At 56.9% G+C, this 24,252-nt stretch carries 17 protein-coding genes; 7 read left to right on the top strand and 10 right to left on the bottom strand.

The genetic code is table 11. The annotated features are described in order from the left end of the window. Window positions 1–58: 58 nt before the first annotated feature. The 10 genes from AB1L30_RS13085 to AB1L30_RS13130 all read right to left on the bottom strand — a co-directional run bounded on the left by AB1L30_RS13085 (window position 59) and on the right by AB1L30_RS13130 (window position 12,872). Window positions 59–1,477, bottom strand: a complete 1,419-nt coding sequence (locus AB1L30_RS13085; protein WP_367013867.1) for a cytochrome b N-terminal domain-containing protein — start codon at window positions 1,475–1,477, stop codon at window positions 59–61. Between the two features lie 2 nt (window positions 1,478–1,479). Beyond that, window positions 1,480–2,007, bottom strand: coding sequence for a ubiquinol-cytochrome c reductase iron-sulfur subunit (locus tag AB1L30_RS13090; RefSeq protein WP_345084903.1), 528 nt, complete (start codon window positions 2,005–2,007; stop codon window positions 1,480–1,482). Further along, the gene (locus AB1L30_RS13095) at window positions 2,000–2,239 is read right to left on the bottom strand and encodes a hypothetical protein (RefSeq protein ID WP_345084900.1); all 240 of its coding nucleotides are present in this window, start codon (window positions 2,237–2,239) and stop codon (window positions 2,000–2,002) included. The genes AB1L30_RS13090 and AB1L30_RS13095 overlap by 8 nt, the downstream gene beginning before the upstream one ends. Then, entirely contained in the window at window positions 2,236–3,069 is an 834-nt protein-coding gene (locus AB1L30_RS13100; RefSeq protein WP_367013868.1) for a cytochrome c oxidase assembly protein, read from the bottom strand. The genes AB1L30_RS13095 and AB1L30_RS13100 overlap by 4 nt, the downstream gene beginning before the upstream one ends. Further along, window positions 3,066–5,288: a cytochrome c oxidase subunit I gene (ctaD, locus tag AB1L30_RS13105; RefSeq protein ID WP_367014100.1), complete on the bottom strand. Its 2,223-nt coding sequence runs from the start codon at window positions 5,286–5,288 to the stop codon at window positions 3,066–3,068. The genes AB1L30_RS13100 and ctaD overlap by 4 nt, the downstream gene beginning before the upstream one ends. Window positions 5,289–5,290: 2 nt before the next feature. Further along, the gene (coxB, locus tag AB1L30_RS13110) at window positions 5,291–6,247 is read right to left on the bottom strand and encodes a cytochrome c oxidase subunit II (RefSeq protein WP_367013869.1); all 957 of its coding nucleotides are present in this window, start codon (window positions 6,245–6,247) and stop codon (window positions 5,291–5,293) included. A 310-nt stretch (window positions 6,248–6,557) separates the two neighbouring features. Then, a complete protein-coding gene (locus AB1L30_RS13115) occupies window positions 6,558–7,430 on the bottom strand; it encodes a DUF1559 domain-containing protein (protein ID WP_367013870.1) in 873 nt (290 codons plus the stop codon). 98 nt (window positions 7,431–7,528) lie between these two features. Next, window positions 7,529–9,304 carry a gamma-glutamyltransferase gene (ggt, locus tag AB1L30_RS13120; protein WP_367013871.1) on the bottom strand — a complete coding sequence of 592 codons (1,776 nt, stop codon included), beginning with the start codon at window positions 9,302–9,304 and terminating at the stop codon, window positions 7,529–7,531. Between the two features lie 40 nt (window positions 9,305–9,344). Continuing rightward, window positions 9,345–11,120, bottom strand: coding sequence for a Na+/H+ antiporter NhaC family protein (locus AB1L30_RS13125; RefSeq protein ID WP_367013872.1), 1,776 nt, complete (start codon window positions 11,118–11,120; stop codon window positions 9,345–9,347). A gap of 381 nt (window positions 11,121–11,501) precedes the next feature. Next, on the bottom strand, window positions 11,502–12,872 hold the full coding sequence (locus AB1L30_RS13130) for a sigma-54 dependent transcriptional regulator (RefSeq protein ID WP_367013873.1): 1,371 nt from the start codon (window positions 12,870–12,872) through the stop codon (window positions 11,502–11,504). 115 nt (window positions 12,873–12,987) lie between these two features. On the opposite strand from AB1L30_RS13130, the gene AB1L30_RS13135 reads away from it, so the two are divergent. The 7 genes from AB1L30_RS13135 to AB1L30_RS13165 all read left to right on the top strand — a co-directional run bounded on the left by AB1L30_RS13135 (window position 12,988) and on the right by AB1L30_RS13165 (window position 24,186). Then, window positions 12,988–13,470, top strand: coding sequence for a VOC family protein (locus AB1L30_RS13135; RefSeq protein ID WP_367013874.1), 483 nt, complete (start codon window positions 12,988–12,990; stop codon window positions 13,468–13,470). 60 nt (window positions 13,471–13,530) lie between these two features. Continuing rightward, window positions 13,531–13,992: a hypothetical protein gene (locus AB1L30_RS13140; RefSeq protein WP_367013875.1), complete on the top strand. Its 462-nt coding sequence runs from the start codon at window positions 13,531–13,533 to the stop codon at window positions 13,990–13,992. A 66-nt stretch (window positions 13,993–14,058) separates the two neighbouring features. Beyond that, window positions 14,059–15,180: a DUF1611 domain-containing protein gene (locus tag AB1L30_RS13145; RefSeq protein ID WP_367013876.1), complete on the top strand. Its 1,122-nt coding sequence runs from the start codon at window positions 14,059–14,061 to the stop codon at window positions 15,178–15,180. Continuing rightward, on the top strand, window positions 15,171–16,199 hold the full coding sequence (locus tag AB1L30_RS13150; protein ID WP_367013877.1) for a dipeptide epimerase: 1,029 nt from the start codon (window positions 15,171–15,173) through the stop codon (window positions 16,197–16,199). The genes AB1L30_RS13145 and AB1L30_RS13150 overlap by 10 nt, the downstream gene beginning before the upstream one ends. A 44-nt stretch (window positions 16,200–16,243) precedes the next feature. Then, window positions 16,244–18,196: a carcinine hydrolase/isopenicillin-N N-acyltransferase family protein gene (locus AB1L30_RS13155; RefSeq protein ID WP_367013878.1), complete on the top strand. Its 1,953-nt coding sequence runs from the start codon at window positions 16,244–16,246 to the stop codon at window positions 18,194–18,196. 157 nt (window positions 18,197–18,353) lie between these two features. Continuing rightward, on the top strand, window positions 18,354–18,962 hold the full coding sequence (locus AB1L30_RS13160) for a sigma-70 family RNA polymerase sigma factor (protein ID WP_345084868.1): 609 nt from the start codon (window positions 18,354–18,356) through the stop codon (window positions 18,960–18,962). Between the two features lie 4 nt (window positions 18,963–18,966). After that, window positions 18,967–24,186 carry a protein kinase gene (locus AB1L30_RS13165; RefSeq protein ID WP_367013879.1) on the top strand — a complete coding sequence of 1,740 codons (5,220 nt, stop codon included), beginning with the start codon at window positions 18,967–18,969 and terminating at the stop codon, window positions 24,184–24,186. Window positions 24,187–24,252 lie beyond the last annotated feature (66 nt).

Here is a 24,252-nt window from a genome sequence, read left to right on the forward strand (position 1 = left end):
GAAAACGGCACTTCTTCGAAGTGCCGTTCTACCAACTTTTGAACGTCCCCAAGGCCGACTAGTTGTCGGCCTTTTCTTCTTCTTGGGGATGGTCGGTCCGGGTCAGAAGAAAGTCGACCATCTTGTCCATCTCGACCGCTGTCAGCGATGCGGCAAACGATGGCATGTTGTAACCACCGTTCGAGATTCGAATCACAAGTTCACCCCGATCGAGTCGCGATCCGATGTCGGACAAGACCGGTCCGCGATGCCCACCGTAGCCATCGATATCGTGGCAATAGAGACACCCCTTCTGGTGAACCAACAACGCCCCTTCCTGGATCTTCGGATCGTTCGATTTCACGATTTCGGGCGGAAGTGGCTTCACATCGAAGTCAGGCGACCAAGGCTTCAAATAGCCATAAATCGTCAGCACGATGAAAGCGGTGGCACCAAAGATGACCGTCCCGACGGCCCAAGGCCGCTGCGAGGGTGCTCGTTGTCCCTTGTTAGAGAGCAATGGCAGCACGAACAAGATCACGAAACCCAGGACTGGCGAGCCGAGAATGATATATGTTTCCAGGGCAGGCGGAAGCATCGACAGTACGGCGAAGTACCACCAGAAATACCAATCCGGCATCGGGTTGGCATGAATATTCGCCGGGTCAGGACTTGGTCCCAGTGCTGGCGGACCGATGAAGATCGAGCACGCCAGGATCACCCCAACCACGATGGTCGAGAAAATCACGTCTCGCCACATCGCATCAGGCCAGAACGGAACGCCCGTCTTGTGGAGTCGCTTCTCGTAGTTCTCTTTGTAGGTTTCCGGTTCGACCGGCTGATTCTTCTTCGGCATTTCGGAAATACCATGCCGCAAGATCAGCCACATGTGCAAGCCGATGCCTGCGAAGATCAACCCTGGCAAGATGAAGACGTGAATCGCGAAGAAGCGACTTAACGTCGAACCACCGACGGTCTCGCCACCCAGGATGAAGTGAGCAATGTATTCGCCAATGAACGGAACGCGGCCTGCCATTTCTGCGGCGACCATCACCGACCAAACGCCATTAGCATCCCAGCGGAGAAGCTGCCCGGTAAACGCCATGCCCAGCACCACGAACAGCAGCACCACGCCGCTCATCCAGTTCATTTCGCGCGGATATTTATACGACGCATGCAGAAAGACCTGGGTCATGTGAATGACCGCCATCATCACCATCGCGGTGGCACCGTAATAATGCATCCCACGAACGATGAATCCGAGCGTGGCATCTTCCGTGATGTATTTCAGGCTTTCGTAGGCGGCATCTCCCCCGGGCACATAGACCATAGCCAAGGCGATCCCGGTGAGGACCTGAACAATGAAGGCGCACAAGGTCGCGCTACCGAAGACGTACCACCACCGCGCATCGTCCGGCACGACGTGTTTCATAATGGGCATCACGACATCGGAAAATCCTGTCCGATCGTCGATCCAGCTCCAAATCTTGCCGATCATCGCTATACCTGGTCGTTGGTGGTGAGAGGCACGGAAGAGGTTTCGATCTCGACGAAGCCATCTTTGATGCGGACTTCGTAGCGGGCCAATGGTTCCGGCGGCGGACCAGCGGCGACGTCCCCATCTTCGTAATAGACACCGCCATGACAGGGGCACATGAACAGCTTCGCGTCGGCGACCCAATTGACCGGGCAGCCGAGGTGACGGCAGTTGATCGAAAAGGCGATGAAGTCTTTCTCAGAAACACGCCGCAGCCAGGCACCGGTCATCGCCGTGACGCCAGCCCATTTGACCGAGACATCATCGCGGAACTCGACCGTGACCGTCTTGCCGATTTCGTAGTCGTCGACTTTGCCAATGCGGCGCCACGACTGCTTCGGTCGGGCAAAGACCGGCGCGAGCACGAATCCGAGCCCAGGCAACGTGATCCCAGCCCCGATGACGGCGGACAGAATAATACTGACCTTCGCAAAGAAGCCGCGGCGATCGTCTTCACCGGCTGTTTGAGGTTGTTCCGATTGCTCACTCACCGGTGCTTTCCTTCTTCCAATCGTGGCTGATCTCGATGATCCAACTCCAGAGTGCGTAAACCATCACGGCGAACCCTGCGGCCGACATGATCCACATCGTGGTAATGCCCCACAACAGCATCGTCACGCCCAGCGCCATCGCGGCCGGGGCATAGGTCGGTGGAATCTCGGCCATTTCTTCGCTGGATGCCGCAGGCAATTCGGCATCTTGAATTGCTTCCGATTCGCTCATGCCGAGGCCTCCGGAATGTTCTTGTCGTTAGGTCCGCTCGTTTCCAGCATCGTGTTTTCCGCCGAATACCAGCGGCAAAGCACGCTGACGATGGCACATACATACAGCGAACAAGGTGGAACCCACATCAGTAATCCGCCCAGTTGCTGGTCAACGCTTGGCGTCAGGCCTGCCTGATAAATGGCGGTCAAGATTCCAATGCGATCGACCGGATTGGCAAACGCCGGGCAAACCGAAACCGTAGTAAACGTGATGTAGATCCCTAGCAGCGTGCAGCCCAAACAGGCCGAAAACAGATAGACGACCGAGGTCAATGGATCGAGGCGATACTTTTCCAGCGGGGCGTAAATCGGCCACCAGAAGGCCAAACCTGCCAGCAGGAAGGTCGCGCTGCGAATCACGCCCAGCAGATCACTTTGCGTCGCCGCACTGCAGAGCGAAGGGACATGCCAAAACCACATCGCCCCGAGGCCCAAAACCCAGCCCAGCATCGGATGGGCGAACCACTTCCGCAGCGACATCATTCGAGGGCTTTCCGCGATGCTGGTGAACGCCCCCTGAGGAAGGCTTAACATCAAGCAAAGCGGGATGATCAGTAGCAACAACAAGTGCTGAATCATGTGGGCACTAAACAAATAGCCCCGAGCCAGAACGCCAATCGGTGACACAAAAGCCATCAACAACACGAAGCATGCCGCGACGAACCACAGTTGCCGCGCAGCGAATGGCTTGGGACGCAGCCACAAGCCGATGACCAGCAGCGGCAGAACGACAAACCAGATTCGCGAAGTCCAATGCCAAAGGGCTGGATCGGTCAGAAACGCCATCATTGCATTAGCCCCAGGTAAATGATCGAGAAAACGGCAATCCAGACGACGTCGACAAAGTGCCAGTAAATTCCGACCCCGCGAAACACTTGGATCTGCTTCGACGTGAAGTCTTCGCGAATTGCCAGGCTCAAAAGAATGGAAAGCGTGACCAGTCCGGCCATCACGTGCAGACCATGAAAGCCCGTTACCGTAAAGAACGTGGCGGCAAACAGGTTTTCGTCGACCGTGATGTCGTTCATGATCAGGCCGGTGTATTCCCAGACCTGGCCGGCGATGAAGATCGCCCCGAGCAGGATCGTCATTCCGAGCCAGCGCCGGAAATGCACCATCTTGCCGGCATGCAACGCCAGTTCGGCGAACCAGAACGAAAGGCTGCTCGCCAGCAGGCAGATCGTGAACGCCCCAGTTCGAGCAACGTCCAGCGAGTTCGCTGCGTTGGGACCCTCTAAGTGCTGCGAATTGAATACGACGTAACCGACCAGCAACAACAGGAAGAAAACGGCTTCCGACGCGACAAATGCCCAGGCACAAACCAGTGCTTTGCTGGGCCGACGGCCGCTATCCTCAGGCGTCTTGCCATGCTTCCAGTCGGCCAGTTCCGGCTGACTCATATCCCACAGCGGACGACGACTTTTAACTTCAGGAATGGTTTTGAAATTGTCCGCAGGGGGTGGCGAAGTGGTCGCCCATTCCAGCGTGAAGGCGTCCCAGGGATTATCTCCAGCGATCTTGCCATGTCGGAGACTCATCCCAATATTCCAGAGCAAGACCAGCGTACCGGCTCCCATTGCGAACGCCCCCAGCGTGGCGAACATGTTCAGGATCATCCAGCCTGGGTTGTCGGCATAGGTATAAACACGTCGCGGCATGCCCATCACGCCAAGAAAGTGCTGCGACATGAACGTCGCATTCAAGCCAAACACCCACAACCAGAAGTGCCACTGACCAAGCTTCTCGCTTAGCATGCGGCCGGTCATCTTGGGGAACCAGTAATAGGTCGCGGCAAACACGCCAAACACGGTCCCGCCAATCAGCACGTAGTGAAAGTGCCCCACGACGAAATAGGTATCGGTCAACTGCCAGTCGATCGGGACGGCGGCGAACATCACGCCTGTCAAACCACCGACCACGAATTCCAAGAGAAACGCGACGGCAAACATCATGGCGGTTGTCAGCCGAATTGAGCCGCCCCACATCGTCGCGGTCCAGTTGAAAATCTTCACCCCGGTCGGCAACGCAATCAGGAGCGTACCCACGGCAAAGAAGATATCGGCCCCCATGCCCAGGCCAACCGCAAACATATGATGGGCCCATACGCCGTAGCTCAGCAGCACAATCACGGCGCTGGAACCGGCGACGAACGCGTAGCCATAGATTGGCTTCCGTGAGAAGGTCGGGATAATTTCCGAGATCATGCCGAACGCTGGCAGAATCAAAATGTAGACCTCGGGATGGCCAAACACCCAGAAGAAGTGCTGCCATAAAACGGCGGAGCCACCTCGATCAGGCTCGAAGAAAGCCGCCCCCAACCAGCGATCGATCAGCAGCATCGCCAAGGCCGCATTCAGTGCCGGCAAGGCCAACACCGTCAAGATCGCGGTCATGAAGCTCATCCAGACAAACAGCGGCACGCGCTGCAGGCTCATGCCAGGTGCGCGAAGCGTCAGCACCGTGACAACAATATTGATACCCGCCGCGACCGAACCAACACCCAAACAAAGCAGGCCAATAATCCAGTAGTCCTGAGCGACCTGCAGATTGTAAGGCTTTGTCGAGAGAGGGGCATAACTGAACCAGCCAGCGTCGGGTGCTTTGCCGGTGAAGAAACTGAAATAGAGCAGGATTCCGCCCATCGGCAGCAACCAATAGCTCATCGCGTTCAAACGAGGGAACGCGACATCGCGGGCACCAATCATCAGCGGAACAAAGTAGTTCGCAAAGCCAACCAGCACCGGCATGCCCACCAGAAACACCATCGTGGTGCCATGCATGGTGAACATCTGGTTGAAGAAATCGGGCGATAGAAACGTGTTGTTGGGAAACAACAACTGAACCCGCATTAACAGCGCTTCCAGGCCACCAATGGCCAGAAAGATCGTCGCCGTACAGATATAAAGGATTCCGATCCGTTTGTGGTCGACCGTTCCTACCCACGATAGCAATCGTCCCGATTCAACCTCGTCAGTTGTCGCCGGGGAGGAAGTTTCGACTAGCGGCATACTCACTCGAGCGTCTCCAGGTAGGCAACCAACTGATCGAGTTGCTCGTCACTAAGCTTGAAATTGGGCATCTTGCAGCCTGGTTTGATCGCCTGCGGATTCGCCAGCCAGGTATGTAAGTTCTCTTTCGAGTTTTCGATCACTCCGGAACCAATCTGCCGGCGGCTCGCCAGGTGGGTCAGATTGGGGGCGAAGTCTTCTTGGGCTGGTGTACCAGAGATGGCATGACACTGGGAACAAGTCAGGTCCATAAAGACCGCTTTCCCTTTCTCGGCAATCTCATTCGAGGGAGGCGCGGGCTCGCTCGATTCGCGTTGCACCCAAGCTTCGTAGTCATCCGGCTCGTGGGCGATTACCAGAAAGTTCATCCAGGCATGTTGCGTTCCGCAGTATTCCGCACAACGACCCTGATAAACGCCAGGTCCGTTGGCCTCGAGCCAGACATAGTTGGTATGCCCCGGAATCGCGTCCATTTTTCGCGTTAACTGCGCAACCCAGAAGCAATGGATGACATCCGCCGAGCGAAGTTCGACGCGTAGTTTCTTACCGGTGGGGATATGAATCTCGTTGGCCGAGACCACGTCGGTCCCGACATATTCCACTTCCCACCACCATTGATGCCCGGTCACGATCAGATCGACTCGGTCGTCGGAGTGTTCGCCACCTTTGGCATATTGCACCGGCAGGGCGTTGATGGTCAGCATCAATTTGATACTGATCGCGGCGATCCAAAGCACAATGATGACCGGTCCTGCCATCCAGGCGATTTCACGCCGATGACTGCCGAAATCTTGCTTGGGAACGTCTTCGCGGGCACGGAACTTATACAGCGCCACACAGATCAAAACGGCAACAATACCGAAGATACCCGCGCTGATGAAAAGCACCTGCACGAACAGATCACGTATCGACTCTGCCTGCGGGGAAGCAGGGTCGAAAACCGGGAACGTCGACTGCATCGCGTCCATACTCCAAGGTGCATTAGCGACGTAAGGTCCATCGAAACAGCCAAGATTATACGATGAAACCTGAAGCAGCAAAGCGGTTTCGGAGAGATGGCTAAGACTTTGTTGGAGTGTTTTGCAATGCGCGACCGCTCGAAGGCAGCTTGACCTTTAAGGAGCGGATGCTGGGCAGTCTAAAGAAGCTGACAAGCCACTGCGTGTTAGTGAAAGTTTAGCGAAGACGACTTACCAGATGAGATTACGTAGAGAGCCAGACCCCTGGCCGCGCGAACACGACCAGGAGCCTGAATTCTTTTGTGCACGGTTAGAAAGAACCGATCACTTCGCCGTCGTTTCGCTGAGCCAGTCGAATCAGCGTGGTTCCGTCGATCGTTTCCGGTAGAAATTTCACGGCGCCATCCCCCAGCAGAAACTGCACTCCGCCGGGATGATTACTGGCGAAAGCCCATGAAGCCTCGCCGTTGAGCTGGTAGTCGTCGTTGTTCCACAAGCAGCGCATCACGCCTGCATAGCCAGCGTTGTACGTTACCCCCACCCATTGGGCACCAAGCCAAGGTCGCTCAGGCGCCTTGTTCCAATAGCTTCGTTCGCCAACGACCAACGAATTACTCAGGCCATCGGTCACATCACGGAACTTGATGTGGCTCACCTGGAACATGAAGCCGCCGTAGTCACCAAGGTCGTCCGAGCTCGATCGATAACCACCGGCCGAATCGGCTCCCTGGACCGCGACATAGTTCGACATTCCCTGATCGTTCCGTTCTGGATTCAGGTCAGGCCCCGTGTCGGACGGGCAGCGGAACGCATTGAGCACCGTTTGTGTGTACGTGTTCGGATCGCGCGGGATTCGCTCGTGCGCGACCTCCATCACGTTATAAAGGTTCTCTTGTTCCAACTGCGGTAGGATCATCGATCCCCAGCCCCAGCCTCGGTTGTAGTAGTCCGGGTCACGATAATAGGCCGCCGGCAATCCGCCGAAGACATCGTGATAGTTGTGCAGTGCCAGACCGATCTGTTTGAAGTTGTTCTGACATTGCATTCGTCTTCCAGCCTCACGTGCTTGTTGCACCGCAGGCAGAAGCAAAGCGATCAGAATCCCAATGATGGCGATCACCACCAGTAACTCGACCAAAGTGAAGGCACTTCGTAAGCGACTTCCAGGAACGGGACGTTTCATTACCGAGTGCTCCGATACGTTAAAGAATAAGGCCGATAGTATTGCTTTCTGAACCAACTGATGGGGAGGATTTGAACGAGGGACCCGTTCGCGAAGGGCTATGGAGAAGCGACCGACACAGGCGAACGGGCGGCCCCACCTCGGCGCCAATCGGCGACACCTTTCGCTTCACCCGTCTCGAGATTGACGACGATCCCGTGGGCCGACCCTTGTCGCCAAACCGTGCGGTCTTCGGCATCGTGTCCCATTGCTTTCAACTCGGGACGAATGGTGTCGAACACATCTTCGTCGACCGTTTCAAATTGGATCGTGTCGGGGAACCATTGATGATGGAAGCGAGGGCCATCGATAGCATCTTCCAGCGAACGCCCCAGCATGAGCGTTTGCACCAGGATCTCAGTGACGGTGTTGATGATCGTCCGGCCGCCTGGGCTGCCGACGACCAGTTTGACCTGGCCATCTTCGCGAACGATCATTGGCGACTGCGAACTAAGCATCCGTTTGCCAGGCGCCAACTGGTTCGGCAAGGTACCAATATCGCCGTCGCGATTGGTGGTGCCGGGGTACCAGTTGAAGTCCCCCATCTCGTTGTTCAGCAGGATGCCCGTTCCCTTCACAACAATCCGGCAACCAAAGGTTCCTTCCAGCGTGTAGGTGTTGCTGACCGCCATTCCATCTTTGTCGATCACCGAGAAGTGGGTTGTTTCCATGCTCTCGGCTGGCCCTTCGCTCAAAGCAATCGAGCCCGCAATTGATTCGCTGGGCGTTGCCTGATTGGGATCGATGGTGGCTGCCAGTTTCTCGGCGAAAGCCTTCGATTGAAGGTGATCAGGAACCGAGACGAAGTCCGAATCCCCCAGCCAGGCCGCACGCTCGCGAAAGGCCCGCCGCATCACTTCGGTCATCAGATGAATCTGTTTGGTCGTCCAGTACTGCTGGGTATCTTTCGGAAGGTCGAGTGCCTGCAGCATTTGCATTTGCATCAAAACCACCGTGCCGCCAGACGAAGGCAGGGGTGCGCCGTACAGCGTGTAGTCGCCGATCTTTGCGTGCATCGCAGGACGCACCTGAGCGGTATACTGCTTCAAGTCTTTCCGTGTCATCAGACCACCACCCGTCTCCGATTCTTTGGCGATCTGCTCCGCGATTTCTCCTTCGTAAAAGACCTGGGAGCCTTGCTCGGCGATCAAAGACAATGACTTGGCCAAGTCGGACTGAACCAGTCGATCGCCTGCCTTCCACAAGCTGCCATCCGGCTTGCCATATACCCGGCGGAATTCGGCAAAGCGCGGTTCCGATTGGATGTAGCCCAGCGTCAGGACTGAATTCAGGGAGTAGGCGAGATAAGCGTCGACCTCGATTCCATCGCGGGCCAAGGCAATCGAAGGGGCAATAATCTCGGCCCAGGGAAGCTTGCCATATTTCTCGTGCGCGAGCGACATCCCACGAACCGTCCCTGGAACGCCAGCCATGCGAATATGGCGATGCTGGGTCCATTCCGAGAAGCTATGAGGATCCACGTTCGCCGGAGCTTTTTCGCGATAGTTGATGCACATCACTTCTTCATCCGGCGGAGCCACCAGCATGAAGCCACCTCCACCGATGTTCCCGGCTTCGGGCCAGGTCACCTCCAGGGCGAAGGCCACACCAATCGCCGCGTCCACGGCGTTGCCTCCTTTGGCGAGCAGACTCGAACCGATCTCCGACGCGGCCTTGGTGTCGGAAACGACGACTCCCTGGGTACCCTCGGCGACGTCAACCGGTTCACGCGGCGGACGCTTGATGTCCTGTGCCTGTGTGATACATGGCGACACGACGGTCGTGATACTCGCGACCCAAACCGCGACAAAGATCAGGTTACGTGGGAAAGACATAGGAACTTTCGTGATTCGTTCAGGGATGGAAAGAAAGGAATCAACAAAACAGGACGACAATCGAGGTCCAGCAGATCAATGCCAATACCGCCGCTGCAGTGGCTGGCACAATCTGCGTGGTGACATGGTCCATCAAGTCGGCGCCGGTCGTCATCGCACTCAGCACGGTCGTATCGGAAATCGGTGAGCACTGGTCGCCAAACACACTGCCATTGAGCACGCAGGCAAAGCAGACTGATAAATAAAGCACTTCATTCTGCAAGCCTTGATTCGCCGCCAAGGCCAACGCCAGCGGCATCGCCAATGGAAACGCGACGGCGAACGTTCCCCAACTGGTTCCGGTCGAGAAGGCAATTCCAATTGAGATCGCAAACAGCACGCCTGGTAAAATCCAGTAAGGGATCGAATCCCCCAGGAAGTCAACCAAATAGGCACCACCACCAATCTTTTGCGTTAGATCACCCAGCGTGACAGCCAGCATCAAAATGACGGAAGCAAAAACAACACTCTGCAAACCACTCCCGATGCCCGCGACCAGATCGTGGAGCGAAAGCCCTCGAAGCAGCGCAATTAACGCCGCGACGACTAATGCGGCAGCGAATCCCCAGCGCACTTGGGGAACCGAGGTCAGGAAATAGCTTCCTACGGCGATACCGGTCAGCAACACGATCGGAATGCAAAAGTCGATCGGATGCGGAACATAGTGCGGAGCCTTTTGATGGGCGGCCGGGCTCGAGAACGAAAGGGGTTGGCTATCGTGTCGATCTAAAGCACCGGTGGCTCGGGCACGCCGGATTGCTTCCCGGAATCGCTTCCCCAACAACGGCGCCACATCGAGCGATAATAGAAACGTCCCCAAGACAGCAAAGATCGCGTAGAAGCTCAACGGCAACGCCGAGAAGAAGAATCGCAGCCGATCCTGTTCACTCGCCAGATAGGCAATGCCCGGGACAAAAATTAACGTCTGGATGTAGCCCGGCCAGGCGTTGAATGCCACGAGGACCGCAATCGGCGACGCAGTCGAATCGACGATATATGAGAGCTCCTCGTGACTGACTCGCTTCTGATCGGCAATCGGTCGCACGGCCGTCCCGACCAGCACCGTACTGATCGTCCCGCCTTGAAAGAATAGAATTCCCAGACACCAGGCCACCAGTTTCGCGCTCTTGGGGCCACGGACGAACGTCTTCGATATCCATTCGGCGAACGCCAGTGCCGTTCCGGTTCGAGCCCAGATACCGAGCAGTCCGCCCAGCATCCACAGGTAAAGCACTAAAATGCCGGCCGCCTTGGTCGTCGCCATCGAAGGCAAAAGAACCTGGTCGGTGAAGTCGAACTGCCCCAGGATGAAGGCCCCGCTGATCGCTCCCAACAAAAGCGCCGTTAAAGGTTCGCGAAAGATCCAGCACGCCGAGATTGCTACGAACGCAGGAAACAACGACCACATTCCATAATGAGCCGTTGCGGTTCGCTGCCAAAACCGGGTACTGCCGGAATCGCTTGTCTCGGCAATCAGTACGCTCGTTTGAATAGGCGCGGTACCGTCCGCTTCGTGCTGCTGCAGATCGGCTTCGGTCAGGCCCGACGTATCTAATGACTTCGCCACCGACGGATCGTTAACCGCAGCCGGGTCGAGCACGACCTCTTGAATGGTCCACTGCGGAGAGACGCTCAAACCGACAATTGCGGAAACGAGCAAGACTCCCAATACCATCGCGACCAGCAGCATCCGCGAAGGGAGACTCGTTGGTCCGGTTCCGCCCGGCGACATCACGTCGGCAAGCTGCTGGTCGTTGGGCCGGGTTGTGGTTTCCACAGGCGAATGCAAAACGATAGCTTCTCAGTAAAGGAAGGGTTCGTGAGTCCAACCGGTGCCGCCTCGCACTGCTGGACTCGAAGGATTTCAATTTCCTTTCCTTGAAAGCAACCTCGATGCCGAACACCGCTGGCTGATAGGAAATTTCGGCGTCGGAATCACGATAAAACCAACGGACCAGCAGTTTGCGGGGGAATTCATTTTGGGAAATGTTCAATGCGCGTATGCCACCGCAAAATACGCATATCGTCCGAGCTTCCTGCCTGATGACGAATCGTCAACGTGATGACCTCCGTTGTTGTTTTTTGGTCAACAGCTGCTTTCGAATTGGGCATCAGGCGACAACGCGGAAGAAAGTTTCCGCAGATTTTCGACGCCGATTTAGAGATCGGAATTCGTCGTCAGACCATGCCGTTTGGCCAGGCGATAGAACTGCCCCCGGTCCATATCTGCCAGCCGGGCACCTTCGGCCAGATTGCCATTGGCGTCTTGAATGACCTTCAACAGGTACTCCTTTTCGAACTGATCTTTCGCCTTACGAAACGGAATCCGTTCCGCCGATTCGGTAGGCGAAGCATGAGGAACACCCAGCGCATGTTGCACAATGCGTGAAGGCAAATCAGTGACTTCGATCCGCGGCCCCTGGTGCAGCACGGCCAGTTGTTCCGCGAAGTTCTGCAGTTCACGGACGTTCCCAGGCCACGGATAGACCTTCATCATGTCGACGGCCGACGCCGTAAACGTCGGTGGCTGACGACCGTCCGTCACAAATTGATTCATGAAGTGCTGGGCAAGGATCCCGATGTCGCCCGGGCGTTCCCGCAGCGGAGGAAGCTCGATCGAAATCACGTTCAACCGATAGTATAAGTCTGCTCGAAAACGTCCCTGGGCGACTTCTTTCGAGAGGTCACGATTGGTCGCCGATACAAGCCGCGCGTGACTTTTCAGGTCGTTGCTTCCTCCAACCCGCGTGAACTTGCCGCTGTCAAGAACGTGCAACAGCTTCGACTGCAAATCGAAGCTCAGTTCGCCGATTTCGTCGAGAAATATCGTCCCATTGCCAGCCGTTTCAAATCGACCGACACGCCGTTTTGAGGCCCCGGTGAATGCGCCTTCCTCGTGGCCAAACAGTTCGCTTTCCAGCAGGTTCGCGGGGATCGCCGCGCAGTTGACTTCGACGTAGGGCTCTTTCGAACGCTTCGATTGCTGGTGAATCGCATGCGCTAAAAGCTGCTTACCGCAGCCTGTCTCACCCAGGATCAGGACCCGGCTTTCCGTCGGGGCGATGGTCTTCACTTTCTCGAAGATGGCGTTCATCTTCGCATCGCCGGAGATCATGCGTGCCAACGACTTCGGTCGTTCCGGGACGGCTGGCGCGTGCTCGATCAGGACCCGCCGGACCCGTGCGACCAGTTCTTTTCGTTCGATCGGTTTGGTCAGGTAATCTGCCACGCCGAGCCGGGCCGCCTCGATGGCCGATTGCTCAGTACCGAAGCCGGTGACCATGATAATGGGAACCCGACAGCCAGCACCCCGGATGCGGCGAATGATGTCGAAGCCGCCCAGTTCGGCGATCACCAGCCCGGTAATCACCAGGTCGTAGTCACCCTGCACGACTTTGGGAATCGCATCGAGCGGACTCAGGTTCGATTCTGCGTCCAAGTGCTCGCCACGCAGGGTATCGACCATCTCTTCGCATAGCGCAGGGATGTCGTCGATAAACAAGATTTTCTGCCGAGAGGTTTTGGCCATGTTCGCTTCTGTTCCCAAGAGACCGGGTGAACTTTTGTCGTCCGGTACGCTTCTTGCATAACGGGCTCAGCATCGGTTGCCAAGACCATCGACGTCAACACCCAGGAGTAAAACCATGACAATTTCCACCAGCGACCCAAACTCGTCCGCTGAAGGTCAATCCCCTACGGAAGGTTCACCACTGCCACCGTTTCACCTGGCCGTGCCGGTCCATGACATCGCAGCCGCTCGAGCGTTCTATGGCGACCTTCTCGGTTGCCCGGAAGGTCGCAGTGCTGCTACCTGGGTCGACTTCAACTTCTTCGGTCATCAGTTTGTGGTTCACTTGAACGAAAAGATGTCGGGGCATGGGATTCACTACAACGAAGTCGACGGTCACGGCGTGCCGGTCCCGCACTTCGGTGTAGTGCTGACGATGGAGCGATGGACCGAACTGGCCGAAACGCTCAAAGGGAAGGACATCAAGTTCGAGATCGCACCTTACATTCGCTTTGCAGGCGAACCCGGCGAACAGGGAACCATGTTCTTCTTCGATCCGTCGGGCAATGCCATCGAGATCAAAGGCTTCAACAACCTAGGCTCATTGTTTGCAAAATAGCCGGCAGCAAGTCTTGCCAGGTTTGCTGATTTGTTTCGTTCTTATGGGGGCATGAACGCAATGCAAAGAATTCACAGTCTCACGATTCGATCGATCATCGGACTCACCGCCGCTTGCAGTCTGGCCTTCGCCGGCTGCGGAGGTGATAGTCAAGCGTCGGACGATAGCCAACTCGTTCAAGGTGTCATCTATTGCGGGAAGACTCCTTTGAAAGAAGGAACCGTACGATTCGAGCCCGATCCGTCCAATCCATCGCATCCCAGCGCCACCGGACAGATTCAAACCGACGGCACCTTTCATCTGGCGACCGAGTCAGGCGAGGCTTTGCCTCCCGGGCGTTATCGTGTGATCGTCGCCGATAGCAGCGGCGGAGTCGATGGCAACGTCCGCAGTCGATCCGGCGAAATCTGTATTTATGGCGACACCGGCCAGATCGCCCAGATCACGGCCGGGGGATCGCATCAGTTTCATTTCCGCATGCCTGGCCCCGATGGCCCTCGAGACATGCCGGAAGGTGAGTAACCAACAGCCAAACCCAATCATCCCTAACGCACCTTTCCTTCAGTTTCAGGATTACGCTCGAAGATTATGAGCACCACCAACGACATCTCGTGTTCCTCGGCCACCGTTGCCCCAGCCGCACGTCGTACCGAGGTTATGCTTTCCGACTATCGCCGTATCGTCGTTCTTACCGAAGGGCACACCACGCCATTCTCGGCCAAGACGGCAATCGGGCTGCTTCGCTTTCGTGGATCGGATGTGATTGCGATCCTCGATTCCGAAACCGCTGGCCAGACAACTCAGCAGGCCTTGGGACATGGTGGCGAAACTCCAGTGGTCGCTTCGCTTAGCGACGTCGAAGCTCCCGACGCATTGTTCATTGGCATATCACCCGCTGGCGGTCGCTTGCCGCCGCAGATGAAGGCGGCCATTCACGACGCCGTTCAACGTGGCATCGATGTCGTTTCCGGACTGCACGACCACTTGATTGAAGATCCGCAGCTCCGCTCGATCGCCGAACAATCGGGGGCTCGCCTGATCGACGTTCGGCGAAACGATCTCCGTGAGACGGCCAAGCATGCTACGTTTCGCGAGGGATGTCTGCGTATTCATACAGTTGGTCACGACTGTTCGGTCGGTAAGATGTTCACGGCACTGGAAGTCCAGCGCGAGCTCGTAAAACGCCAGCACGACGCCGAATTCCTGGCGACCGGGCAGACAGGCATCATGATCGCCGGTCAGGGAATTCCGATCGACTCAGTCGTCTCGGACTTCGTGAACGGCTCGATCGAACGCCTCGTACAAGCGCATCAAGAGCACGACATTCTACTGGTCGAAGGGCAGGGGAGCATCGTCCATCCGGCTTACTCGGCGGTCACTCTGGGGCTGCTGCATGGCTGTGCCCCGCACGGTTTGATCCTGTGCTACGAAGCGACCCGGACCAATACCAAAGGGCTCGATCATGTTCCGCTGAAGTCGCTTTCGGAACTAAAGACGTTGTACGAAGCGATGGCTTCTTCGCGCTTTCCCGCCGAGGTGATCGGCGTTTCGATGAATGGTCGCCGGATCTCCGCTGAGGAGGCCGAAGTCGAGAAGCAGAAGGTAGCTGCCGAACTGGGATTGCCCGTGTGCGATGTTTATCGCGATGGTCCCGGCATTCTGGCCGACGCAGTGTTGGCGTTGGAAAAGAAGGTGGGGACATGCAACTAGAACTGCATCGCTTTGAAATGCCGCTGCGGAACGTGTTCACGATCTCGCGTGGATCAATGTCGACCCAAGAGACCGTCATCGTCGAACTTCACCACGACGGGGAGTCGGGGCTTGGCGAGGCTCCGCGCAGCAGCTATTACGGGCACTCCGCCGAATCGATCAGCCGTTCGCTGGAAGGCATCGCTGACGATCTGGCCGGTTACGAGTTCACCACGCCGGAGGCCCTTTGGTCCTGGGCTCAGCCTCGATTGTCGGACGACTTCTTTGCCCTGTCCGCTCTCGATCAGGCCGCCCATGATCTGTACGGCAAGTTGCATCAAACATCGGTCTTCGCCCGTCAGGGGCTCTCGTGGACGAACGTTCCTTCGTCGAGCGTGACCGTTTCGATTGCCTCGATTGAAGCGATGGTTCGCGAACTGGAAGGCTACGCCGGCTGGCCGATCATCAAGGTCAAGCTCGGAACGCCCAACGATTTGAAGATCATGCAGGCCCTTCGTCAGAACAGCGACGCGATCCTGCGCGTTGACGCGAATTGTGCCTGGACGGTCGAGGAAACGATCCGCAACTCGGTCGAACTGGCCAAACTGGGGGTCGAGTTCATCGAACAACCCCTCCCAGCGGATGCCCCGATTGCCGCCAAACGGGAAGTTTTCGAAGAAAGTGCCCTCCCGATCGTGGCAGACGAAAGTTGTCAGAAAGAAGAAGACGTCCGGCAGTGTGACGGATTGTTTCATGGGATTAATATCAAGTTATGTAAGTGTGGCGGGCTGACGCCTGCCTTCCGAATGTTAGCCGAGGCCAAGTCGCGTGGTTTGCTGACGATGACCGGTTGCATGATCGAGTCGGAAGTCGCCATCAGTGCGGCGGCGCAGCTTGCCCCGCTGCTGGACTTTGTCGATCTCGATGGCGCCGTGCTGTTGGCTCGCCAGCCTGCCAATGGGGTGAAAGTCGAACTCGGAACCATCCATCCGCCGCAAGGTTTGGGATGCGGTGTGACCCTCGACTCGACCTTGGCCTGAAACGTTTTCCTTCCTGAAGATCCCTCCTAGATTTGGTCCTGCCTGTGATTGTTGTTCGCTGGTTTATTGGCTTGGTGTTGGTGGCTGGTGCCTTCGCAGTTTCGGCCGAGGCATGCACGACCGTGATTGTCTCTGGCAAAGCGACGCCGGATGGGCGTCCTCTGCTGTGGAAGAATCGTGACTTCTGGCAACCGCAGAATGAGATCGTCTATTCCGATCGCGGGCAGTATGCCTTCGTCGGTATTGCCAACGCCGAGGCAACCCGTCGGATGCGGATGGGCAGCAATACGGCCGGCTTCTGCATCGAGAACTCGACCAGCCGTGACCTGGAAGGCAAAGCCGCCAACGGTCCCACCAACGGCGACCTGATTACACTGGCCCTGGAAAGCTGCGAAACGGTCGCCGACTTTCAAGCACTGCTCGACCGGACGAATGCAACCGGTCGCATGACGCGCGGAAATTTCGGAGTCATCGATGCCCATGGGGGAGCGATGCTATTTGAAGTGGGTCCGACCACCTATCAGGCCTTCGACACCAACGATCCCAACGTCGCCCCGCAAGGTTTCATCGTGCGGTCGAACTTCAGCGAAACCGCGCGGCAACATCTTCCCGACGATGCCCCGCAGCCGATTGAAGATATGTATTCCGGCAAACGCTATCGACGAGCCCACGAGCTTTGCCTAAGTGCCCACCAGGCTGGGACGCTTGATATGGCGTTTCTGCTGCAGCAGGTTTGCCGGGACGTCGAGGGATGCCATGCCAGCGCGTTCAACGAAATCGATTCTGATGCCAACCCGAAAAATCGCCAATGGATTACCGGCTCGACTTTGAATCGCAATAGCACCGTTGCTGCGGCGGTCTTTCAAGGGGTCGCCCCAGGCGAAGATCCTCGGCTGGTCACCATGTGGTCGATCTTGGGCGAACCGATGTTCTCGATCGCGATTCCTTGCTGGGCAGCCCAGGGGGGCGTTGCGACCGCTGGCAATGGCCCCGGAAAGAGTTCCCTTTGCCTGGCCGCGATGAATCTTCGTCAGGCGTTTTACGATTCCAGTGGAACCGAACTTCAAGCGAACAAACTGGATCAGGTCACTTCCTCCCTGAAGCAAGTCGAACAGCAATCAATTGCACGCATCGCTGCTCTGACCAAGGCTTGGCGTAAATCACCCCCGACAGCCGAAGTCCTCCGTCAACAGCACGATCAGGCAAGCGAATTGGCGCTGGCGACCGTTACCCGGCTGGCAAGCGACTTCCCTCCGCCAGCCAATTTGCCAACCGAAGCACCCACAGGTCAGAACCTGATCGACTTTCCCTTTGGTGAAAAGAATGGAACGCGTCTCGGCTCGACGACCGATGTCGTTACCGCGCTGAAATGGAGTGGCGGCTTGACCGATTGCCGCACGCACAACGGCTCATTGCGAATCGGTCGGAACGACTCCAGAGCGGCCACAAGATATGCGACGCTTTCGCCTCCGGTTCGCGTCCGATCGAGTGCCAGCCATCCAGAATTCACCCCACGCGGCTGGCTGGTAGCAGAAATCACCGGTTGGAATCTGACCGGTTCGGAAAGCAACGAGCGTTTCCGTTTCGGCCTGAGTTCTCAGCCTGAGAACGCTTTGCACACGGCTGGTGTCGAACTGGAACGAATCTCAGCCGATCGCGTTCGCCTCAGCGGAAAGGCATTCGGCAATGGAAGCACCGCGATCGAAGGGATCGAGCTTCCCAGCAACCACCCTGGCCCTATGACACTGGTCCTGCAGATCGACAAGATTGAGGGCAACCCCGACGAAGGAGAATTTGGGGGCGAGTACCGCATCTTCCTTCGCGACGGGGAATCGGGGGACTTCGTGTCGGTCGGCTCGGCCGGTCGCTTGCGGCGGCATCGCAACGGCAATGCCATCCATCTGCAGACGGCGGGGAGCTTCGCCGACCCTGGCGAATACTTCGACCTGGACCGGATCTATTTCACTACGCAAAATCCGCTGGTCGCTCGTCCTTAGGCAGGCCATCGGAAGGGATCTGCCCACCCGGTTTGATAGCAAGTTTTGTCGCCCGCAAACTTCTCTTAGAGGCGACAACCGGAAAATCTCGCTAAAATTTCCTCCGCCGACGTAACAATCGTGGGCGTCGTGTGTGTACACGGGCAGGAGGAAGCTTGTGCAAGGACCGGAAACGCGAAGATCGCTGCTCGTTCAGATTCAAGACGTGTCGCAACATACGGCATGGCAAGAGTTTGTAACGATCTATGAACCGCTCGTCTATCGACTCGCCCGCCGTAAGGGATTGCAGCACGCCGATGCGCAAGATCTGACGCAGGATGTCTTTACGACGGTTCAAACAGCGATCCATCGCTTTGACCCCGATGCCGAAACCGGCACCTTTCGGGGTTGGCTCTTCCGAATCGCCCGCAATCTGATGATCAATTTTCTGACCCGCCAGAAAGAACCACGGGGGAGCGGCGACACACGCTTGCTGCAGATGCTTCACGAGCACGCTGCCGAAGAGAGCGAAGCTGCCACCCAGTTCGATCTGGAATATCGCCGCGAACTGTTTGCCTGGGCCGCGCAACAAGCGCGGTCTCACTTCTCCGAAGAGAACTGGCAGGCATTCTGGCGAACGGGGGTTGAAGGAGAATCGATCGATCAGGTCGCAGCTGCCTTAGGGAAACCGCCTGGCAGTGTGCGGGTCGCTCGGTGTCGAGTCCTGGCCAAGCTGAAACATTATGCCCAACAAATGGACGACACATCGATCTCGCCAAAAGGATAGTCCCATGGTTGCCCGGTCTCATTACGACGACGCCGTCTTTGAACGTTTGCTTCAAGATCGGCTTGCTCCGGAAGAGCAGCACAAGGTTACCCAGCATGTCGAACAGTGCCCGACGTGTCAGTCGCAACTGGAAGTTGTCGCCGATGCCGGGATGCCACTGGACGAGGTCCGTGGTTACCTGCAAACAGACGCCGGTAGCGATCCGACCCGAGCGATGGAGAAGCCACAAGCTTCCTCGAACATCTGGGTCGGCTTCCTGACACCGAGCGATCATCCCGATTCCCTGGGTCGTTTCGGCCGGTACGAGATTCTGGAAGTCCTGGGACGGGGCGGAACAGGGATCGTCATGCGAGGCTACGATCCGTCACTCGATCGGCACTCTGCGATCAAAGTGCTATCGCCCGAACTGGCAGCCAGCGCGGCGGCTCGGAAACGGTTCTCTCGCGAGGCCAAGTCGGCTGCGGCGGTCGTTCACGAACATGTCGTGCCGATTCAAACCGTGGACGAAGAAAACGGTCTGCCTTACTTGGTTATGCCGGTGCTGGAAGGGCGTTCGCTTGAAAGCCGCGTTCGTAAGAATGGCCCCCTGGAAGTTCGCGAAGTCCTTCGAATCGGCAAGCAAGTCGCTTCAGGACTGGCAGCGGCCCATGCTCAAGGGCTGATCCATCGCGACGTGAAGCCAGCCAACATTTTGCTGAACCACGGGGTCGAACGGGTCGTGATCACCGACTTCGGTCTGGCTCGCGCCGCCGACGATGCCAGCATGACGCAAAGTGGCACGCTGGTCGGCACGCCGCAGTACATGTCGCCAGAGCAAGCACGCGGCGAAAGCCTTGACGGGCGAAGCGACTTGTTCAGCCTCGGTAGCGTGCTCTACTTCATGTGCACTGGGCATTCGCCGTTCCGCGCCGACACCACGATGGGTGTCCTGACACGCATCAACACGGCTTCCCCCCGGCCGCTAACCGAACACAACCCAGACATTCCGGACTGGCTGGATCAAATCGTCCGCAAACTGCTTTCGCGCGATCCTGAAGATCGCTATGGCACGGCGCTGGAAGTCGAATCGCTTCTCGGACAATGGCTGGCCCATCTACAAGATCCGACCCGTGTACCACGCCCCGCGGAACCGAAGCCGACTAACTTCGGCAATGGAAACTCACGCATCACACGCTGGGTTGCCGCCGGATTCGGAGCGTTCGCCCTGATGCTGGCCGGAATCTTGATCACGCTCGAGACCGACAAGGGAACGCTCACCATCGAGAGCTTCGCCGAAGATGTTGCCGTGCGAATTAAAAAGGGAGACGAAACCTACCGCCGGCTGACGGTAGCCAAAGGAGAAAACAACGTTCGCCTGGCCGCCGGTAAGTACGAACTGGAAATTGAAGGCAAGGTGGACGGGTTCACGCTCGAAGATGGCGAGGTCACGTTGACTCGCGGCGATGAGAAGATCGTCCGGATCGTCGAGAAAGTGGAAGGAGTCCGCGTCACGGATGAAAACCGCCATCTATTTCGCAACATAGGAATCGCTAGCGACCCAGCACAGTTCGGGGCAACGAACGCAAAACCTCAGCCAGCACAGGCTGCTCCCAACGCTCGATTCAGCGTACCGTCATCTTCTTCCAATCATGGATATGGATCGACGCCGCCCCAGGCATCTGGAACCACAGCTCGCGCACCTCAAGCAACTGCTGGTGCACGATTCAGTGTCCCTAATGCGACGGCACCCGCACAGAGGATGGGGGCGGCAGTCGGCGGCTTCCAACCCGATCAAGCCACCTCGCCTGCGACACCTTCTCATTATAACGTTCAGCCTCCCGCTTATGTCGGTCCAGCGACTACTTTGTCAGCGGACGACAACCGCTGGGCACCGGCAACTGGGACCTACCAGCCAGCCACTCCTGCCGCGGGCCTATACACTCCCAACACCAACTTTCAGTGGCAGACCAACTCGGCAAGTTCCGCACCTGCCTTCTACCCTCCCGTGAACCCTTTGCGAGCCGCCTTTCCGCTGTATGGCAACTGGCAAGGTCACGCCGATTCTGGCGAGAAGCCTGAGCGTGTGGTGTCGCTGACGTTGAAAGATGGCACCTTCACATTGGTGATGATGGACCCCAGCCGGATTCCTGGCGCCCCGAGCGCCAATCTGATGGGCGACTACGAGATCGACGAACCGAGTGCGACCATTTCCTTCAAATCGATAAAACGTATCCCAGGGGCGAACGGTTCCCCAACGTGGTCGAGCGTCGACGGAGCACGGCTCGAAGGAACTTACCAGCAAGAGAACAACAGCCTGAAGATCAAGTTCCACAACGTTCAGAAACTGCCAGAGATCTCGAAAGGCTCGCAGCCAGTCGGATGGCAACTTGATGTTTACACCGACATCTTAATGCAACCTCCTATCGCCCAGGTGCCTGCCAACGCGGTTTACGGGACGACTCCCCCGCAATGGCCTCTGCCGGTGATGAATCTTCCGAGCAGCCTTGTCTCGGGACAGTGGAACGGCGAAATCGCTTCTGGGAATCGTCGTGGTGATATTCTCATCCTGATGATGAACGGCGGACACTTCGAGCTTCGCATCATCGCTGCCCCGAATCAAACCGAACGGCGAACGTTACGCCTGTTGGGCAAGTACGAGATCGATGCGAATGCCTCGACGATCGCCTTCACTCCTTCCAATCGTTTCCCCAAGCTCGACGGAGAACTGGAATGGGAGCCGATTACCGATGGCTCGTTCTCGGGAACGTATTCCTTCGGTAGTTCGCTCTTGCTGCTTCAGATTTCCGACGTGAAGAACTTGCCGGGCATCGCGAATGAGACCTACCCGCTAACCTGGAAGTTTACGCAGTACACGCCCGGGGCAAGTCCCTTCGGAACCACCTCGAGGCAGCAGGCCTTGGCCAGTGTTATGCCGACTCCACCGACGACCGATCCCTACGCGGAACTTTCGGGAACCTGGGTCCCGGTGGCCGATCCCAATCACGAAACTCCTTCGGCGAAGATCGACCGATTGCTGATTTTCAATCGCCGCTATCTCATGGAATGGACCCCGACGGCCGGAGAGCATCCACAGCCGCAAATCGCCTCAGGGATTCTCAGCCTGACGCATGGTGAAGATGTCATCGAGTTTCACGCAGCGAAGCTCGACTTTGACAGAAGTGTCGAAACTCTCAACCCGGCACACCAGGTTTCGGGGACGTATCGTTTGGATGGGGATCGCCTTTCCGTGACGCTTACCAAGGCGCTCGACAAGCCAAGCGAGCCTTCGGTTGCGTTTATTCCTGGTGATCTGCCAGCCACCTTCGAGTTTAAGCGAAGTGGACCGGTATCAAAGATCGACACGCCGACACTGTTGTTGGAATCGCGAAAGGACGAGGCTACCGGCAACCAGACCTACGATGCTTCGCCCGAAGATCGACAATGGCTGGAGAAGCATATTAAGTTCGAGCTATTCGACGCGGCCTATGATCCTCGACTTTCCAGCTTTCACTGCGCGATGATTACCAACGTCAGCGATCAACCGCTGCGGGATGTAAAGGTTCAATTCGAGATCGATCCCAAACTCAACATCCTCGATCATACGGTTCCCGCCGACGTCCCCTCGAAGAATGTGCTGATCCACAAGTTCGAACTGATCAAGCCTCAACAGAAGATCAAAGTGGGCGTGAACCTCTCGGATATCAATCCGCAGGAAACGCACCATTCCCAAGTCAGCGTGACGATCGACGGGCATACGCTGACCGCCCAACTGCACGATCGATCGACACCGAAAAAGAATGTTTCGTCCAACAGCCCCCAACCCTCGACAAACCTTCGGACCACTGGCGTCGTTGGGAAGCTTGAGTTGACTCCTGTCGAACGTCAGCTTCAAGGCACGTGGGCCCTTCAAGGAATGCAGCTTCAAATTAATGGACGTCAGTTTGTATTGAGCGGTGACGAGGGAACTTCCGCTTACAAGACGGTCACCGGAACCGTACGGGTCTCCAAAGAACCCGTATTTAAGGTGGGCGACGATCGTTTTCACATGATTGAGCTTCTGCAGCCGATCGCAAACTCGAACCGCAGCACGGGAGTGTTGAATGGACAGGTGGAGTTCGCCGATGAGCAACTTCACCTGGTGCCACACTTCGCCGTGGCTCCTGGGTTCGTTGGGTTATGGGGGAACGTTCGCTATACGTTCCAACGCGCAGGCGGAACATCCGGTAACACGGAATTGCCTAAGCATCCATTGGCAGATGTATTGTCCCTGCAAGGGAACTGGGATGTGACCACACCCGACAATGGTAAAGAGAACGACACCAAGTACACCTTCAACCTCACTCGCGATCGATACACGTGGGTCCGCGTTGATGCAAGCACTGGCCAAACGACCCGACTGAAGGGCACCCTTCAAGTCGCCCAGCCGATTAACAACAGCCAGCCACAATTGACGTTCCAGCGTTTTAAACCAGACGCCCAGGCCAACGTGGCGCCAGGGCATATCCCCACGAACGTCCCTGGCATCATCGGGACCGAAGAGAAGCTGTTTACCGCCAAGGTTCAGCCTGATGGAGACCGCTTCACGCTATCCATTGAAAAAGTCTTTGTGGACGATTCCTTCTGCATCGAGCTACCACCGACGTTGCATCTGGAACGGGCCGCGACAACTTCAACAGCCCGTCATCCCGGTTCGTCGATCGTTCCCGCTCCTTCGCTAAGTCAGCAGCGATTTCCGAATGATGTGTGGAACGGTTTTGCCGCTGAAGGTGCGTCATACGTCCAACCGGCAACCGCTAATTCCCTGAACGCCATCTCGCCATCGCTTGAGAGACTCCGCGGTCAATGGATCCAGCCAGAAACTTTGGGCCAGCTTGGCATGGGAGGAATTCGCTTGAAGCTGGACGGGGATCGCTTCCAACTGATTCGCGATAATCGCGACAATGGTACCCGGCATCAATTGAATGGAACGTTGGTAATAGCTGAGGGAGTCTACGGTGAACCCAACACGTTGCATTTCGCTACCAATATTCGTGTTTCCCCATCGCAGCCGCCCAAGCCAGATACCTGGGTCGATTTAGGCAATCCCTACTCGCAATGGAAGGGGGAGCGAGCGTTCTCAGGCACCTATCAGCTTGAAGGTGACAAGCTGACCTTGCAAATCACCGAAGGACCGAACGCTCCTGACTTCCTGGGAGAAATCCCCGCGACCTGGGTTCTAGCTCGTCCACCAGCCAGCGGCGAATAAGTTGACAAACAGCGTTTACCTCGAGAGCGACCCGGGGATGCTCTCGAGGTGTTTCTGCATATTCGC

Origin of the sequence: Bremerella sp. JC817 (assembly GCF_040718835.1) — a bacterium.
Classification (GTDB): Bacteria; Planctomycetota; Planctomycetia; order Pirellulales; family Pirellulaceae; genus Bremerella.

Bases quoted from the DNA above. Each gene is read 5' to 3' on its own strand.
- AB1L30_RS13085 (WP_367013867.1), bottom strand. From the start codon at position 1,477: ATGATCGGCAAGATTTGGAGCTGGATCGACGATCGGACAGGATTTTCC.
- AB1L30_RS13095 (WP_345084900.1), bottom strand. From the start codon at position 2,239: ATGAGCGAATCGGAAGCAATTCAAGATGCCGAATTGCCTGCGGCATCC.
- AB1L30_RS13100 (WP_367013868.1), bottom strand. From the start codon at position 3,069: ATGATGGCGTTTCTGACCGATCCAGCCCTTTGGCATTGGACTTCGCGA.
- ctaD (WP_367014100.1), bottom strand. From the start codon at position 5,288: ATGCCGCTAGTCGAAACTTCCTCCCCGGCGACAACTGACGAGGTTGAA.
- coxB (WP_367013869.1), bottom strand. From the start codon at position 6,247: ATGCAGTCGACGTTCCCGGTTTTCGACCCTGCTTCCCCGCAGGCAGAG.
- AB1L30_RS13115 (WP_367013870.1), bottom strand. From the start codon at position 7,430: ATGAAACGTCCCGTTCCTGGAAGTCGCTTACGAAGTGCCTTCACTTTG.
- ggt (WP_367013871.1), bottom strand. From the start codon at position 9,304: ATGTCTTTCCCACGTAACCTGATCTTTGTCGCGGTTTGGGTCGCGAGT.
- AB1L30_RS13130 (WP_367013873.1), bottom strand. From the start codon at position 12,872: ATGGCCAAAACCTCTCGGCAGAAAATCTTGTTTATCGACGACATCCCT.
- AB1L30_RS13135 (WP_367013874.1), top strand. From the start codon at position 12,988: ATGACAATTTCCACCAGCGACCCAAACTCGTCCGCTGAAGGTCAATCC.
- AB1L30_RS13140 (WP_367013875.1), top strand. From the start codon at position 13,531: ATGCAAAGAATTCACAGTCTCACGATTCGATCGATCATCGGACTCACC.
- AB1L30_RS13145 (WP_367013876.1), top strand. From the start codon at position 14,059: ATGAGCACCACCAACGACATCTCGTGTTCCTCGGCCACCGTTGCCCCA.
- AB1L30_RS13150 (WP_367013877.1), top strand. From the start codon at position 15,171: ATGCAACTAGAACTGCATCGCTTTGAAATGCCGCTGCGGAACGTGTTC.
- AB1L30_RS13165 (WP_367013879.1), top strand. From the start codon at position 18,967: ATGGTTGCCCGGTCTCATTACGACGACGCCGTCTTTGAACGTTTGCTT.